We start from the raw sequence: 15,273 nt of genomic DNA, 5'->3' as shown, positions 1-15,273 counted from the left end.
CCTGATACCGTTATCGAATGTTTCGCAGCAAAAATCAATCTATTGCATGGCAATACATCGTAAAACGTTCCACACCAAAAGCGCTAGGCAATAAAAAACCCCGGCACCTCGCGGCAACCGGGGTTTTCTGGCCGAGGCCGAACGGCGATTACATCATGCCGCCCATACCGCCCATGCCGCCCATATCAGGCATTGCAGGGGCTTTGTTGTCGGCTGGCGCATCGGCAATCATTACTTCGGTAGTGATCATCAAACCGGCAACCGATGCTGCATTTTGCAAGGCGGAACGGGTTACTTTCGCAGGGTCCAAAATACCCATTGCGATCATGTCGCCGTATTCGCCGGTTGCGGCGTTGTAACCGAAGTTACCGGTGCCTTTTTTGACTTCGTTTAAGACCACAGAGGCTTCGTCACCAGCATTGCTGACGATTTGACGCAAAGGCTCTTCCATCGCCCGGCGCAGGATGCTGACACCTACGTCTTGGTCGTGGTTGATGCCTTTCAGGCCTTCCAGCGCAGACAATGCACGGATCAGCGCGGTACCGCCACCGGCCACCACACCTTCTTCAACCGCAGCGCGAGTTGAATGCAGCGCGTCTTCAACGCGAGCTTTCTTCTCTTTCATTTCCACTTCGGTCGCAGCACCGACTTTGATAACCGCTACGCCGCCAGCCAGTTTGGCCAAACGCTCTTGCAGTTTTTCACGGTCGTAATCGGAAGTCGCTTCGTCGGCTTGGGCACGGATTTGCGCAACACGGCCTTTGATTTGATCTTCGTTACCAGCACCGTCGATGATGGTGGTGTTTTCTTTGTTGATTTGGACACGTTTTGCAGTACCCAATTGGCTGATGTCGGCTTTTTCCAAAGACAGACCGACTTCTTCAGAGATCACCACACCACCGGTCAGAACCGCGATGTCTTCCAGCATGGCTTTACGACGGTCGCCGAAGCCTGGAGCTTTAACCGCGGCGACTTTAACGATGCCGCGCATGTTGTTAACAACCAGAGTTGCCAAGGCTTCGCCTTCAACATCTTCGGAAATGATCAACAAGGAACGGCCTGATTTAGCTACGCCTTCCAGAATCGGTAACAATTCGCGGATGTTGGAGATTTTTTTGTCGTAAAGCAGAACAAACGGGTCGTCCAGTTCTACGCTCATGCTTTCTTGTTTGTTGATGAAGTATGGAGACAGGTAGCCGCGGTCGAACTGCATACCTTCAACCACATCCAGATCGTTTTCCAGACCGGTGCCTTCTTCAACGGTGATAACACCTTCTTTACCGACTTTTTCCATCGCTTCGGCGATGATTCTACCGACAGACTCGTCAGAGTTTGCGGAGATGGTGCCTACTTGGGCGATAGCTTTGTTGTCTGTGCAAGGTGTTGAGGCGTTTTGAATCGCTGCAACCGCTGCAGTAACAGCTAAGTCAATACCGCGTTTCAAGTCCATTGGGTTCATACCCGCTGCGACTGATTTCAAACCTTCGTTAACAATGGCTTGAGCCAAAACGGTCGCAGTTGTAGTACCGTCGCCGGCTACATCAGAAGTTTTAGAAGCAACTTCTTTAACCATTTGCGCGCCCATGTTTTCGAATTTGTCTTTCAATTCGATTTCTTTCGCAACCGATACACCGTCTTTGGTGATGGTTGGCGCGCCAAAGCTTTTATCCAACACAGCGTTACGGCCTTTAGGACCCAAAGTAACTTTTACTGCGTTAGCCAGAACGTTAACGCCTTGCACCATCAGTGCACGAGCGTCGCCACCAAATTTTACGTCTTTTGCTGCCATTTCTTATTCCTGAGATATTGGTTAAATTGAAAAAGAGTGTGTCGAACGAATTGGGATTAACCCAAAACACCCATGATGTCTTCTTCGCGCATGACGATGTATTGCTCGCCATCGACTTTAACTTCGGTGCCGGAATATTTGCCGAACAACACTCTGTCGCCAACTTTAACTTCCAGGGCACGCACTTGGCCGTTATCTAACGGTTTACCTGAACCGACTGCCAGAACTTCGCCTTCGCTTGGTTTTTCTGCAGCTGAACCGGGCAGCACGATGCCACCAGCGGTTTTGGTTTCTTCTTCAACGCGTTTTACGACGATACGGTCATGTAACGGACGAATTTTCATCAATGTCTCCTTAATGTAGATAAAGTTAAAGGTTAAAAACTTAATAAAGCTATTTAAAAAACAGCTACCCCTTACGGAAGAAGCGAGCTTTTAAGCGGCCTCAAGTTTATTAGCACTCTCTAGCAACGAGTGCTAATAATATCCGGCTTTTGCACTCTGTCAAGCTCTTTGGCATCATCTGCGCCTCACCCAACCTCTGCAAACCATGAACGACGAACAATTACTCCGTTACAGCCGGCAAATCATGCTGCCGCAAATCGATATTGCCGGTCAGCAAAAACTACTCGATGCCAAAGTGTTAATAGTAGGCGCTGGTGGTTTAGGCTCACCTGCCTCTATGTATCTGGCCGCGGCGGGTATCGGCCAGATCACCGTTTACGACGACGATCAGGTCGATTTGACCAATTTGCAACGCCAGATTGCTCACAGCACAGCCGATATAGGGTTGGATAAAGTTATTTCAACCCAACAGACTCTGGAAAAAATTAATCCTGGCGTAAAAGTATTTGCTCGCAAACAGCGATTAGCCGGCGAACAGCTACTTGTAGAAGTGGCGGATGCTGATGTGGTGCTGGATTGCAGCGATAACTTCACCACCCGCTTTGCCATCAATAAGGCTTGCGTCGACCAACAAACTCCATTGGTATCTGGCGCGGCGATCCGCTTCGAGGGTCAAGTCAGCGTGTTTACGCCGGGGTTAAACGATAGCCCGTGCTATAACTGCCTCTATCAAAGCGACGGCGAGGAATTGCAAAATTGCGCCAGAAACGGCGTGATAGCGCCGATCACCGGCATCGTCGGCAGCATCCAGGCCTTGGAAACGATAAAGTTGATAGTCAACACCGGCAGCACATTGACGGGCCGCTTACTGTTGCTGGACGGACTGAGTATGGAATGGCACAGCATGCGCTTGAAGAAAAACCCAAATTGCCCAAGCTGCGGCTCGAAATAAGCTAATCCGCACAAAAAAGCCGGGCTGGCCCCGGCTTTCTATGACTGACGAACAAAAGCGCTAATTTAATTTTTACCCAGCTTGCCTTTAACCATCAGAATGGCTTTACTGACATTTCTCAATAGCGCCGAATCGCTATCGCCGTGCGGCTCGATGTCGCCAAACGGCTCGCCATTCTTCATGGTATACATGTAAATGAAATACCCTAACGGTGCGAAAGCGAAGATGGCAATAATCAACATCAACACCATTAATTCGATAACTCCGCCCATAAATACCTCCAACTATTTGTTTTTATTTTAATTTAGAATGAGATCATAGACCTCGGGTATGGACTATAACCCCATACCTTTTAGGGAACAAGTACAAAATACTGTTTGTCAATTCATGGGTTTAGCCACTGACCTATTTGCCCCTGGGCCAACTACGCCAACGCCGTTTTCAACCATCAATCTGAGCATATGGACAATTACCCTAAAGCCGACTGGCACAGCCAAACGCCGGAAACTGTATTAACGCATTTTGGCGTAGAACTGGGGCAAGGCCTGAGTGATGGAGAAGCGCAAAAACGCCTAGCGGCAAAAGGCGCAAACCGTCTGACTGCTCGCCGTGGTAAAGGCCCCTTGCTTTTATTACTGGCGCAATTTCATCAGCCCTTGATCTACATCCTGCTGTTCTCCGCTGCCACCACCGCGTTCCTAGAGGAATGGACCGACAGCAGCGTAATCTTCGGCGTCGTCATCATCAATGCTGTGATCGGCTTCATCCAGGAAGCCAACGCCCTCAAAGCCATTAACGCGCTGGCGCAGACCTTGAACATCAGCAGCAATGTCCTGCGCGACGGCAAACGCCGGAGTATCGCCGCCGCGGAATTAGTGCCCGGCGACTTGGTGTTCCTGCAATCCGGCGACAAGGTACCGGCGGATTTGCGCCTGTTGCAAAGCCGCGAACTGAAAATCGACGAGTCCGCACTCACCGGCGAATCTGTACCCGTGGAAAAACAGGCGCAAACCCTGCCCTCAGCTACGTTATTGGCTGATCGCGCCAATATGGCGTATTCCTCGACACTGGTCAGTTACGGCAGCGGGCTGGCCGTAGTCGTCAGCACCGGCGACAACACCGAGATTGGCCGCATCAACAAGCTGATCGGCAGCGCCGAACCACTGGAAACGCCGCTAACCCTAAAAATGAGCCAATTCAGTCAATTGTTGCTCTGGGTCATCGTCGGCTGCGCGGCGGTAACCTTTGCGGTGGGTGTTTGGCGCGGCGAAACCATGCTGAATATGTTCATGGCTTCGGTGGCGCTGGCAGTTGGCGCCATCCCGGAAGGCCTGCCGGCCGCGTTGACCATTACCCTGGCTATCGGCGTCTCGCGGATGGCCAAGCGCAATGCCATCATTCGCAAACTGCCGGCGGTGGAAACACTGGGCAGTACCACGGTGATCTGTTCGGACAAGACCGGCACCTTGACGCAAAACCAAATGACCGTGCAATTCGTGCAGGCCGGCGGTGAAGTATTCGAGGTCAGCGGCAGCGGCTACACGCCGGACGGCGAATTCAGCAGTAATAGACAAGCGGTCAACCCAACCCAAAAACCGACATTATTGGAATGTCTAAAAGCCGGACTGCTTTGCAACGACGCCCGATTAATCGCCGACGCCGACAGCTGGCGTATCGAAGGCGATCCTACCGAAGCCGCCTTGTTGGTAGCCGCCCACAAAGCCGGTCTGCATCAAGCCAGCGTCAGCGGCGATCATCCGCGTCTGGACGCGATTCCTTTCGAATCGGAACACCAATTCATGGCAACCTTGCACCACGATCTAGCCGAGGATGCCCGGCATATTTATTTGAAAGGTTCCCTGGAAAGCCTGTTACAGCGCTGCGACAAGGCCTTTGCCGCCGACATGCAATTGGTGCCGCTGGATAAAGACCGCCTGAACCAACAAGCCGAAGCGTTTGCCGCACAAGGCTTGAGAGTCCTGGCCTTTGCACGTGCAGAGCACAATGACGATGCCGTTGAACACCGCGAAGTGGGTGGCGGCCTGACTTTTCTGGGCTTGCAAGCCATGATCGACCCGCCCCGCCCCGAGGCTGCCAGAGCCATTGCCGCCTGTTATAAGGCCGGTATCTCGGTGAAAATGATCACCGGCGACCACCCAGTCACCGCGCTGGCCATCGCCAAGCAGCTGAGTATGCGCCACACCGAACGCGTAATCAGCGGCGCCGAACTGCAAAACTACAGCGAGGCCGACTATCGCAAACACGTCAAGGACTGCGATGTATTCGCCCGCATCGCGCCGGAGCAAAAATTGCAATTGGTGCAAGCGCTGCAAGCCAACGGTCACGTGGTAGCCATGACCGGGGACGGCGTCAACGATGCCCCGGCACTGCGGCAAGCCAACATCGGCGTGGCGATGGGCATGGGCGGCACCGAAGTCGCCAAAGAAGCCGCAGCCATGGTATTGACTGACGACCACTTCGCTACCATAGAAGCGGCGGTAGAGGAAGGTCGCGGCGTGTTCGACAATCTGGTGAAATTCATCGCCTGGACCTTGCCGACCAATCTCGGCGAGGGTCTGGTGATTACTGCCGCCGTATTCGCCAATGTCGCCCTGCCGATCACACCCCTGCAAATTCTGTGGATCAATATGACCACTGCGGTGTTACTGGGCTTGATGCTGGCTTTCGAACCCAAGGAACCAGGCTTGATGCTGCGTAAGCCGCGTAACCGCAAACAACCGATCTTGACCAAACACCTGATGTTTCGTATCTGTCTGGTCGGCTTTTTATTGCTAGCCGGCGCGTTCGGCCTGTTCGAATGGGAACTATCGCACAACGAAACCCTGGCCAAAGCCCGCACCGTAGCGGTCAACGTGTTTGTATTCGGTTCCTTGTTTTATCTATTCAACTGCCGCTCGCTAAATTATTCGATGTTCCGCGTCGGCGTATTTTCCAATCTATGGCTGATTTTTGGCGTGGTTAGCATGACCTTGCTGCAACTACTGTTTACCTACTGGCCACCGATGCAGGCCTTGTTCGGTAGCGCGGCAATCGGGCGTGACGAGTGGCTGTTGATTTTGGGGGTTAGCGTAGTCATTTACGCGGCGATAGGGCTGGAAAAGCTAATCGTTCGGCGTTTCAGGCGACATTGATCCGGCAAACGCGTCGAGCGCTGCCAATAGCGTCTCCAAGCTTGTTAGGGACTGCTTATCCAGCGCATCTTGTGATTCCAACTGCGCTTTGACTATGGCGCCGTCGATCGCAACCGCAGCCGCATTTGCCAACTGCTGCCGGTTTGGGCCATCCGGCAATAGCTCGGCAATCACCCGCACCATATCCTGTTTGTGCTGTTGGCAGATGTCCAGCACATCGGGTAATACACCACCTAATTCGGCAACAGTATTGATAAACGCGCAGCCACGATAAATCGGTTTGCGAAACCATTCTGCCATAGTCGCCACCAGCGGCATCAATCCCGCACCCGCTCGCCCGCCGTGACGCTGTAAGGCATCGTTAAACCAGGCCATCCACAGGTCGTGCCGGTAATCCAAAAACGCCCGGATCAAATCGTTTTTGCTGGGGAAATACCGATAGAACGTCACTTTCGTCACGCCAGACTCGGCGATCACTTTGTCGATGCCGGTGGCGCGAATACCATCGCGATAAAACAGATCATGCGCGGTCAGCAAGATCCGCTCCCGAGGCGGGCGGTCCGAAATACTAGTTGTGGAATCAGAAATCATTTTTCGATTGTAGACAAGTCTGTCTACAATTGCTACCATCGCCAGATGTAGACGAATCTGTCTACATGTTTTATCAACCCACCCAGGAGCACAACAATGGACAGCAAACCGCCTTTACCGCCATTTACCGCCGAAACCGCCGCGCAAAAAGTCCGGATGGCCGAAGATGCCTGGAATAGCCGCGATCCAGATCGCGTCGTCCAGGTATATACCGAAGATAGTCGTTGGCGCAATCGCGCCGAGTTTCCGGTGGGTCGCGCACAAATCCGCGAATTTTTACAACGCAAGTGGGCCAAGGAATTGGATTACCGGCTGATCAAAGAGTTGTGGGCTTATACCGACAACCGGATCGCGGTGCGTTTTGCTTACGAGTGGCATGACGACGCCGGCAACTGTTTTCGCAGCTACGGCAACGAGAATTGGGAATTCAACGAATACGGATTGATGCAGCGCCGCTTTGCCAGCATCAACGATTTACCGATTAAGGCCGATGACCGCTTATTCCATTGGCCGTTGGGCCGGCGACCGGACGATCATGCCGATTTAACAGAATTGGGCTTATGAAATTTGCCGGTAGGGGCGAATTTATTCGCCCTCTATAAATAAAAAAGGGCGGATAAATCCGCCCCTGTGATCAAGCCAAAAACGTATTAATGACTAACTTCGACTTTGCCGCCTTTTTTCTGGCCGATGGCCGCCAGCGTTTCGGTGAACCAGTCGGTATCGATATTGAACGGCTTGCCGCCTTTGATACGTGGAAACTCGATAGCGCGCAATACGTTGCCGTTATCTTCGTCATGACCCATGACGCCGGATTCACGGCGGAAGGCACATTCCACTGCCAAGTCGGCGCATGATTTGATCAGACGCATGTCATCAACGTTGGCTGCGGCAGCGCGGGCAAAGTAACCTGATTTTTGTACCAGGGTTTTTTCCGCACCGATCATTTGCGCGAATTGTTCACCGAACCATTTGCCAGGATTAACTGCATCCAGTTTGATGTGGCCGAATGCATCGCGCGGCACTTCCTGGCCTTTGGCTTGCAATTCGGCAACTATAGCTTCTACGCCGGCACCTTCTGAAACGAAGATATTCACACAGTCGACTTTGTCCATGACTTCGCGCAAACGCTTGGCTTCGGCTTCTAAATCAATCGCCATTTCCGGTACGAAAACCGCGTGCACTTCATACGACTCGCGGCTCAAGCCCAACTCAGGCAACCACTCGGCGCGATCCAGCAACTTGCGGTATTCCTGCGCAGTCGCGGCAGTTAACCAGCCGCAGTTGCGGCCCATCACTTCGTGGACGATCAGCATGCGTGGGTTTGAATTGTTCTCGGCCACCACGTTCATGAAGTAAAGTGCGCCTTGCTCGGCGGCAGTCCAGGCACCTAGAGATTGCTTGATCGGGAATACGTCATTGTCGACGGTTTTCGGCAAACCGATAACGGTCAGGCCGTAGTCGTTTTTGGCCAGGAAGGCCGCCAAATCGGCAGCGGCAGTATTGGTGTCGTCGCCGCCGATAGTATGCAGAATATCGACGCCGTCTTTGATTAATTGGTCCGCCGCGACTTTTTGCGGATCTTCGCCATCTTTCACCAAACCGCGTTTCACGCAGTCTTTGATATTGGTCAGTTTGACGCGGCTGTTGCCGATCACTGAGCCGCCGAAACGTTGCAGCAAGCCGGCTTTGGCGCGCACCTCGGCAGTCACAGGGTAAGAGTCGCCAAGCAGCAGGCCTTTGTAGCCGCCGCGATAGCAAATAATTTCGATGCTGGGATCAATTTCTGTGTAGCGTTCAATCAGGCTGCCGATAGCGGAGTTCAGGCAAGGCGCCAAACCGCCGGCCGTGAGGATTGCGACTTTTTTGGGTTTGTTCATGAGCGTTTCGAATAAAAAGTTAAGAAAAAAGTGATGGCTCGGCGTGCCAACCATCAGCTATCGCAGCGTCTTAGCGTCGGCGTTGCGATCCCTTTTGCCGCAACACTCGCCAAAACGGTGCAAGCCGCGCGATTCTAACACAAGCTTTTCTTTTATCAGGCAATGTTCGATGATCGCTCAACTCACCCAGCTTAACCGGCTGCGCCACAAACACCACCGAAGCGAAGTCCAGCGGCGCGGAAATATGAATAAACGCCGAATAGGTTAAGGGCTCGACATCGGTCGTAGTGATACTGACTTTGGTGTGTTCGCCGCACTCGCTGAGGGATAGTGACAAATAATCGCTGAGCCCGTGGTCCGACTGAGTGAGCAACAAATCCTCAAGTGGCACCGCAAGTTTGCCTCGCCTGATACCATGATTGTGTTGAAATGAGTTGTCTGTCATGTGTTACAGCTCCGCACTGAACTAGCTAAATTGCGGTGGTAAGCTTATCGTCATTCCGATTTCTGACTAGTGTACCAAGGTTCTAAACCACCCTATATCAAGGACTTAAGCGCTACGCAGCAAGTATCCAATCCTCCACCAAGCTACAAAACGCGTCCGGCTCTTCGACATATAACCAGTGACCGGTGTCCGGAATTTTAGCGATTTGTGCTTGCGGAAACACCGCGTAAATCGCTTCTTCATCCAGGTATTTTGAATTTCCGCCGCCGATGAATAAAACCGGCCGGACAAACCGAGTGCCGCCGACATCCGGAAATCCAACAATGTGATGGGCATTTTTTTGAATAATATCCAGATTGATCCGCCAGTAATAGTTACCGTCTTTCAGCAACAGGTTTTGCAATAAAAACTGCCGGTAGGCCAAATCCGGAACGGCCTCGGCTAGCGCCTCTTCCGCTTGCTTACGGTTGCCAATGCTATCCACCGGCAAACGGCTAAGAGCGTCTACCAGATCGTCGAAGCTATGCTGATACCTGACCGGAGCAATGTCTGCAACGATCAAACCAGCAACCCGCTCCGGATAATGCAAGGCAAACCACATCACCGCCTTACCGCCCATGCTATGCCCCAGCAGGTGCGCGCTGACAATACTGTGGCTATCCATAAAAGCCAACAGATCGGCGGCCATGCTGGGGTAATCCAGCACCTCGGCATGCGGCGAACTGCCGTGATTGCGCATATCCAATACATAAACATGCTGCCGCTCGGCCAAGCGTTTGGCCACCGAACGCCAGTTGCGCGAGGCAGCCAAAAAACCATGCACAATCAGTAACGGCGTGTCGCCGGGTTCGCCGAAACTATCGTAAGCCAGCTCGATGGTCGTCATCGTCACTCCGCTCAAGCAAAGCCGAAGATTGCGCCCAACACCCCGCCGAATACGCCACCCCACACCACCAGCCACCCCAAATGCTGCTTGATGATGGATTGCACCATTTCCTTGACCAATTGCGGCGTTAGCTCGCTCAACCGCCTATCGATCACCATTTCGATTTTGCCGGTTAAATCCTCGCCGATCTTGTGCGCATTCAATCCTTGCTGCAAAGCGTGTTTAAACCGTTCGGACTCCACCATTTCCGATAGGGTGTGCTGCATTTTTTCGGTAAAGGGTTGCTTTAACGGCAATAAGGCTTCTTCGCCACCCATCATCAATAACATGCCGCCGAACGATGACGCCATGATCGAAGACACCAAGCCTTCATAGACCTTGTCGTAATCGACCGCGTTTAGCAAAGGTTGCAGGTTCAACACCTTGCCGCCCTGCTGCTCCTCTCTTTCGATAAACTGCTCGATATTTTCGACGGTAAAAAACTGCTGCATCATCAAGGCCTTGATCGATGCTTTAAACTCTTCGAAGCGCGCCGGGATAATCCCCGATCCATATAAGAACGGCACTTTTTCGAACAGCATATGAATGGCCAACCAGTTGGTAATTGCCCCGGAAAACGCAAAAAAACCGATCGCTTTCAAAGTTTCCGGATAAAACGGGCTGACATAGCCGACAACGATTATTAACAGGGAGATAAAATTGGTTAAAAAGCTTTGGTTTAGTAATTTTTTCATTCTTTTGTTAAGTAACATGCGGACAGCAAATTTTGCCAAACACTGTTGCCGTAGGCCAGCATAAATTGGGACTAGATATGAACATGACTATTTCTCCGAATCATCACGGTGAACCCGGTAGCCAAATTCGATTTGCAACCGGGATATGTCCGTTGGGCTGGCTGCTTGTGGCTGTAAAACCAAGCGGCGTTTGCGCAATTGCCTTGGGCGATGCTCCGGATAAACTGACGACAGCCTTCCAGGACAAATATCCCGAAGCGGAATTTATAGACGTCTCCCCCGAATTAGAACGCATTTTCGCCAAATTACGAAAATTTATCGACATACCAGAGTTGGGACTGGAGTTAATTTTAGATACTGGAGGAACACCGTTCCAACAGCGCGTTTGGCAGGCATTACGGGCAATCCCTGTCGGCGCCACCGCTAGTTACAGCGAAATTGCCCGGCGCATAGGTTCGCCGAATTCGGCGCGTGCGGTGGCGAGCGCTTGCGCTGCCAATCCTTTGGCCATAGCAATACCATGCCACCGGGTATTAAGCATTGACGGAAAATTATCGGGCTATCGCTGGGGCTTGGAACGCAAAGCGGCTTTACTAAGCAGGGAAAAAATGCAGTACAAATCGCAAAAATTACCCCGGTAGTTTTCTAATCTAGATGCTGTCTTTTGTATAGACAAAAACGATAAATTTTGAATTATTTTTGAGACTATCGCCTGCAAAGACGAAATGTTTGATTGCCTAGCGATTTTCCAGGAAATTTGACACTTTCGTGGCAATCATCAAACCGCTAAACATCTGATCTTATTGGGGTGAACGATGGGGCTCGAACCCACGACAACCGGAATCACAATCCGGGACTCTACCAACTGAGCTACGCTCACCATAATGATGAATTTTTGCGATGGCACGCTTGGCAGGACTCGAACCTGCGACCCTCGGCTTAGAAGGCCGATGCTCTATCCAGCTGAGCTACAAGCGCAAATCTTGGTCGGGGTAGAGAGATTCGAACTCCCGACATTCTGCTCCCAAAGCAGACGCGCTACCAGACTGCGCTATACCCCGAATTGACCTTCTTATTATCCCGAAGAGCAGAAGCACTCCAGAAAGATCGCTATCATAAAGACATAGATTAATTACGTCAACAGATTTTTTACTTTTCACTAACAAACTCTTTTTAGCCTATTACTGATCAGCACAAACATCGACATAATGTATTTGAAGTTTTAATCGACGACGCAGTCCAAACCGTCCACTTTTTGGAAGCCACGCGGCAATGCTGTGCCACGATTAGCACGATGACCGGTATATTGAGCAATATCCATAGCCTTGAGCGTGACGTGTCGCTTACCGGAGACAATTTTCAATTCACTATTCGCCGACAACGCTGATACCGCAACCACCGCATCCTTTCCAGAAACCAAGTCCCCACCGGGAATCTGAATCAGTTTGTTTCCTTTGCCTTTCGCAAGCTCCGGCAGATCCATCGCCGGAAATATCAGCAACCGACCCTGCAAGGTCGCAACCGCCAACAAGTCGTGACCACATGGAATTCGCGCCGGGGTTAAAACTTTGGCCCCAGTGGGCAAGCTCAACAATGCCTTACCGGCCTTATTTTTACTTTGCAGTTCTTTTAGCTGCACTCGAAAACCGTAACCGGCATTGCTAGCAATCAACAACCAATCGTCAGGCTGCCCGGTAAACACGTCGGTAAACAAACTGCCTGGCGGAGGATTAAGCCGACCGGTCAGCGGCTCACCCTGACTGCGCGCGGACGGCAGATCGTGGGTGGTAATCGTATAGACTCGCCCGGTGGAATCCAACACATAAGCAGCCTGGGTAGTTCGGCCTCTCGCTGACGACAAATAGGCATCGCCGGCACGATAGCTGAGACTTTCCACTTCGATGTCATAACCCTTGGCGGCGCGTATCCAACCTTTTTGCGACAGAATAATGGTGACCGGCTCATTGGCTATTAGCTCTGTGGTATCCAACGCCTGCGCAGCATCGCGCGCGACGATGGGCGAACGACGAGCGTCGCCGTATTTTTCCGCGTCGCGCTCGATTTCCTTGCGGATCAGACGATTCAGCAAACGCTCGGAACCCAAGGTTTTTTCCAGCGCTTGGCGCTCTTGCTCCAATTCGTCTTGTTCGCCGCGAATCTTCATTTCTTCCAGCTTGGCCAAGTGGCGCAGTTTCAGCTCAAGGATGGCTTCGGCTTGCAAATCGCTCAAGCCAAACCGCTCCATCAAAACCGGCTTGGGATGATCTTCGGCTCTGATGATGGCAATCACTTCGTCGATATTCAGATAAGCGATGAGCAAACCTTCCAGAATATGCAAACGTGCCAGCACTTTATCCAAGCGATATTGCAAACGGCGGCGTACGGTTTCGGTTCTGAAACTTATCCATTCGGTCAAAATCATCCGTAGATTTTTGACCTGTGGTTTGCCGTTCAAACCGATCATATTCATATTGACCCGGTAATTTTTCTCCAGGTCGGTGGTAGCGAACAAATGGGACATCACCGCATCGACATCGATACGCTTGGTCTTGGGAATAACTAAAAGGCGAGTTGGATTTTCGTGATCGGATTCGTCACGTAAATCCTCGATCATTGGCAGCTTTTTTGCCAGCATTTGCGCGGCAATTTGTTCCAGCAACTTGGCGCCGGAGACTTGATGCGGCAAAGCGGTGATGACGATGTTGCCATCTTCCAGCTCATATTTGGCACGCATCTTCACCGAGCCATTGCCGGTCGCATACATTTTTTGAATATCGGCGGTAGACGTGACGATCTCGGCGTCTGTTGGATAATCCGGCCCCTTGATATGCGTCAGCAGGTTTTCCAGTGGCGTTTCAGGATCGTCCAGTAATTGAAGACAGGCGTTCGCGACTTCCCGCAGATTGTGCGGCGGAATATCGGTGGCCATACCCACAGCAATGCCCATGGTGCCGTTCAGCAACACATTCGGCAAGCGGGCGGGCATTAAACTAGGCTCTTTCAAGGTGCCGTCGAAATTGTCGGTCCAGTCCACCGTGCCTTGACCCAATTCGCTGAGCAGGGTTTGTGCGTAGGCAGTTAGCCGCGATTCGGTGTAACGCATCGCCGCAAAGGATTTCGGATCGTCCGGCGACCCCCAGTTGCCCTGACCATCGATTAACGGATAGCGATAAGAAAAGTCCTGCGCCATCAACACCATGGCTTCATAGCAAGCCGAATCACCATGCGGATGGTATTTACCCAGCACATCACCGACGGTACGTGCCGATTTTTTGTACTTGGCCAGCGCGGTCAAACCCAGTTCCGACATCGCATAAACGATACGGCGTTGTACCGGCTTCAGGCCATCGCCGATATGCGGCAAAGCCCGGTCCAAAATCACGTACATGGAATAATCCAGGTAGGCTTTTTCGGTGAATTCTTTTAGCGGGAGTTGTTCGAAGTTTTCCTGTACACCCATGGTTTTGCGAATATTCCTGTGTTGTAAGCCGGCGAATGGCGGCGCGATATAGGGTCGCTAAAATACCATAGTCACGAAAGGATGGCGTATCGGAAATAGGATGCAGTCAGTTGAACAAACCTGGCCGGCTCAAGAAAGACGGGGAAAATCTGGTAAGAGCACAAGGCAAGGCATGTAATTTAACCAGCTCTGTTACTATGCAATCTACAGCGACATTAACCAAGGGCAAACGTGACTGAAACCAACTCCACCAAGGTCACTTGCCAAACCTGCAAGCTGTCCGAATTGTGCTTGCCATGTGGTTTACAACAGTCCGAAGTGGCAGAACTGGCGACGATAGTCCGCGAACGACGGCCATTGCAAATCGACGATTTACTGTACCGTCAAGGCGATACTTGCCGCAGCTTGTATGCCATCAAATCCGGCTCTTTCCGGAGCTTTATCGCTAACGCGGAAGGCGAAGAACAAACCATGGGGTTTTATTTGCCCGGAGAATTGATGGGGCTGGATTCGCTGCAATATGGGCGTTTTACTTGTTCCACTGTAGCGCTGGAAACCGCCTCGGTTTGCGAATTGCCGTTAAGCAATCTCAATGAATTATGCGGCAAGATCCCTAGCTTACACAGCCAGCTGATGAGAATTTTGGGTAAGGAGATTGCGTCCGACCACGACAAGATTATCTTGCTTGGACATCGCTCCGCCAAGGAACGGATGGCCACTTTTTTATTGATGCTCTCACAACGGTATGCGGCATTGGGTTTTTCCGGCACGGCATTCAATTTGACGATGAGCCGTTTGCATATCGCCAATTTTCTGGGCCTGACGATTGAGACGGTCAGCCGACAGCTCGCTTATTTAAGCCAACAAGGCATTATTTCCGTCAAGCAACGCGGGATAAAAATCCACAATTTAGGCGCATTGAAAACCGTGGTTAATTCCTGCGCGGTAAATTGCACTGTCCACGTCGGCATCCCGGATTGATATTGCCGGACTGCAAAGACACGGCAATATCGCGTTCCAAGCTAAAGCCGCTTATTTGA

At 51.7% G+C, this 15,273-nt stretch carries 14 protein-coding genes and 3 tRNA genes; 5 read left to right on the top strand and 12 right to left on the bottom strand.

All coding sequences use genetic code 11. The annotated features are described in order from the left end of the window. Window positions 1-148: 148 nt before the first annotated feature. Together groL and groES are read right to left on the bottom strand one after the other, a co-directional pair. Window positions 149-1,789, bottom strand: a complete 1,641-nt coding sequence (gene groL / locus G006_RS0118180; protein ID WP_020484652.1) for a chaperonin GroEL — start codon at window positions 1,787-1,789, stop codon at window positions 149-151. Between the two features lie 56 nt (window positions 1,790-1,845). Continuing rightward, entirely contained in the window at window positions 1,846-2,133 is a 288-nt protein-coding gene (gene groES, locus G006_RS0118175) for a co-chaperone GroES (RefSeq protein WP_020484651.1), read from the bottom strand. Window positions 2,134-2,338: 205 nt separating this feature from the next. Between groES and G006_RS0118170 the strand changes: the two genes are divergently transcribed. After that, entirely contained in the window at window positions 2,339-3,085 is a 747-nt protein-coding gene (locus G006_RS0118170; RefSeq protein WP_020484650.1) for a HesA/MoeB/ThiF family protein, read from the top strand. A 65-nt stretch (window positions 3,086-3,150) separates the two neighbouring features. Here G006_RS0118170 and G006_RS0118165 read toward each other — a convergent pair whose 3' ends face one another. After that, window positions 3,151-3,357, bottom strand: coding sequence for a hypothetical protein (locus G006_RS0118165; RefSeq protein WP_020484649.1), 207 nt, complete (start codon window positions 3,355-3,357; stop codon window positions 3,151-3,153). 189 nt (window positions 3,358-3,546) lie between these two features. Here G006_RS0118165 and G006_RS0118160 point away from each other — a divergent pair, with 189 nt between their 5' ends. Continuing rightward, entirely contained in the window at window positions 3,547-6,237 is a 2,691-nt protein-coding gene (locus tag G006_RS0118160; protein WP_020484648.1) for a cation-transporting P-type ATPase, read from the top strand. Here the strand turns inward: G006_RS0118160 and G006_RS0118155 are convergent. Next, window positions 6,208-6,774 carry a TetR/AcrR family transcriptional regulator gene (locus G006_RS0118155; protein WP_020484647.1) on the bottom strand — a complete coding sequence of 189 codons (567 nt, stop codon included), beginning with the start codon at window positions 6,772-6,774 and terminating at the stop codon, window positions 6,208-6,210. The two genes, G006_RS0118160 and G006_RS0118155, sit on opposite strands and share 30 nt — an antisense overlap. A 150-nt stretch (window positions 6,775-6,924) precedes the next feature. Between G006_RS0118155 and G006_RS0118150 the strand changes: the two genes are divergently transcribed. Beyond that, a complete protein-coding gene (locus G006_RS0118150) occupies window positions 6,925-7,392 on the top strand; it encodes a nuclear transport factor 2 family protein (RefSeq protein WP_020484646.1) in 468 nt (155 codons plus the stop codon). Window positions 7,393-7,478: 86 nt separating this feature from the next. Here G006_RS0118150 and G006_RS0118145 read toward each other — a convergent pair whose 3' ends face one another. From G006_RS0118145 to G006_RS0118130, 4 genes are all read right to left on the bottom strand, one after another. Next, window positions 7,479-8,708: a pyrophosphate--fructose-6-phosphate 1-phosphotransferase gene (locus tag G006_RS0118145; protein WP_026147146.1), complete on the bottom strand. Its 1,230-nt coding sequence runs from the start codon at window positions 8,706-8,708 to the stop codon at window positions 7,479-7,481. A gap of 70 nt (window positions 8,709-8,778) precedes the next feature. Beyond that, the gene (locus G006_RS25925; RefSeq protein WP_020484644.1) at window positions 8,779-9,153 is read right to left on the bottom strand and encodes a hypothetical protein; all 375 of its coding nucleotides are present in this window, start codon (window positions 9,151-9,153) and stop codon (window positions 8,779-8,781) included. Window positions 9,154-9,265: 112 nt separating this feature from the next. After that, window positions 9,266-10,039 carry an alpha/beta fold hydrolase gene (locus tag G006_RS0118135; protein ID WP_020484643.1) on the bottom strand — a complete coding sequence of 258 codons (774 nt, stop codon included), beginning with the start codon at window positions 10,037-10,039 and terminating at the stop codon, window positions 9,266-9,268. An 11-nt stretch (window positions 10,040-10,050) separates the two neighbouring features. Then, window positions 10,051-10,773 carry a hypothetical protein gene (locus tag G006_RS0118130; RefSeq protein ID WP_020484642.1) on the bottom strand — a complete coding sequence of 241 codons (723 nt, stop codon included), beginning with the start codon at window positions 10,771-10,773 and terminating at the stop codon, window positions 10,051-10,053. Between the two features lie 83 nt (window positions 10,774-10,856). Here G006_RS0118130 and G006_RS0118125 point away from each other — a divergent pair, with 83 nt between their 5' ends. Then, the gene (locus tag G006_RS0118125; RefSeq protein WP_200860471.1) at window positions 10,857-11,414 is read left to right on the top strand and encodes a methylated-DNA--[protein]-cysteine S-methyltransferase; all 558 of its coding nucleotides are present in this window, start codon (window positions 10,857-10,859) and stop codon (window positions 11,412-11,414) included. 163 nt (window positions 11,415-11,577) lie between these two features. On the opposite strand, the gene G006_RS0118120 is transcribed toward G006_RS0118125, so the two are convergent. From G006_RS0118120 to parC, 4 genes are all read right to left on the bottom strand, one after another. Continuing rightward, window positions 11,578-11,653: transfer RNA gene (locus tag G006_RS0118120), tRNA-His, on the bottom strand. 21 nt (window positions 11,654-11,674) lie between these two features. Further along, a tRNA-Arg gene (locus G006_RS0118115) sits at window positions 11,675-11,751 on the bottom strand. Window positions 11,752-11,757: 6 nt separating this feature from the next. Then, window positions 11,758-11,834: transfer RNA gene (locus tag G006_RS0118110), tRNA-Pro, on the bottom strand. Between the two features lie 161 nt (window positions 11,835-11,995). Beyond that, window positions 11,996-14,233: a DNA topoisomerase IV subunit A gene (gene parC, locus G006_RS0118105; RefSeq protein ID WP_020484640.1), complete on the bottom strand. Its 2,238-nt coding sequence runs from the start codon at window positions 14,231-14,233 to the stop codon at window positions 11,996-11,998. Window positions 14,234-14,464: 231 nt separating this feature from the next. Here parC and fnr point away from each other — a divergent pair, with 231 nt between their 5' ends. Further along, entirely contained in the window at window positions 14,465-15,214 is a 750-nt protein-coding gene (fnr, locus tag G006_RS0118100; RefSeq protein WP_020484639.1) for a fumarate/nitrate reduction transcriptional regulator Fnr, read from the top strand. Window positions 15,215-15,273 lie beyond the last annotated feature (59 nt).

It is taken from the genome of Methylomonas sp. MK1 (assembly GCF_000365425.1).
GTDB lineage: Bacteria > Pseudomonadota > Gammaproteobacteria > Methylococcales > Methylomonadaceae > Methylomonas.
This window is presented reverse-complemented; position numbering and strand designations above follow the sequence as displayed.

What these genes read in the sequence shown, in the direction of transcription:
- groL (WP_020484652.1), bottom strand. Translation starts at nt 1,789, where the DNA reads ATGGCAGCAAAAGACGTAAAATTTGGTGGCGACGCTCGTGCACTGATG.
- groES (WP_020484651.1), bottom strand. Translation starts at nt 2,133, where the DNA reads ATGAAAATTCGTCCGTTACATGACCGTATCGTCGTAAAACGCGTTGAA.
- G006_RS0118170 (WP_020484650.1), top strand. Translation starts at nt 2,339, where the DNA reads ATGAACGACGAACAATTACTCCGTTACAGCCGGCAAATCATGCTGCCG.
- G006_RS0118165 (WP_020484649.1), bottom strand. Translation starts at nt 3,357, where the DNA reads ATGGGCGGAGTTATCGAATTAATGGTGTTGATGTTGATTATTGCCATC.
- G006_RS0118160 (WP_020484648.1), top strand. Translation starts at nt 3,547, where the DNA reads ATGGACAATTACCCTAAAGCCGACTGGCACAGCCAAACGCCGGAAACT.
- G006_RS0118150 (WP_020484646.1), top strand. Translation starts at nt 6,925, where the DNA reads ATGGACAGCAAACCGCCTTTACCGCCATTTACCGCCGAAACCGCCGCG.
- G006_RS0118145 (WP_026147146.1), bottom strand. Translation starts at nt 8,708, where the DNA reads ATGAACAAACCCAAAAAAGTCGCAATCCTCACGGCCGGCGGTTTGGCG.
- G006_RS25925 (WP_020484644.1), bottom strand. Translation starts at nt 9,153, where the DNA reads ATGACAGACAACTCATTTCAACACAATCATGGTATCAGGCGAGGCAAA.
- G006_RS0118135 (WP_020484643.1), bottom strand. Translation starts at nt 10,039, where the DNA reads ATGACGACCATCGAGCTGGCTTACGATAGTTTCGGCGAACCCGGCGAC.
- G006_RS0118130 (WP_020484642.1), bottom strand. Translation starts at nt 10,773, where the DNA reads ATGAAAAAATTACTAAACCAAAGCTTTTTAACCAATTTTATCTCCCTG.
- G006_RS0118125 (WP_200860471.1), top strand. Translation starts at nt 10,857, where the DNA reads ATGACTATTTCTCCGAATCATCACGGTGAACCCGGTAGCCAAATTCGA.
- parC (WP_020484640.1), bottom strand. Translation starts at nt 14,233, where the DNA reads ATGGGTGTACAGGAAAACTTCGAACAACTCCCGCTAAAAGAATTCACC.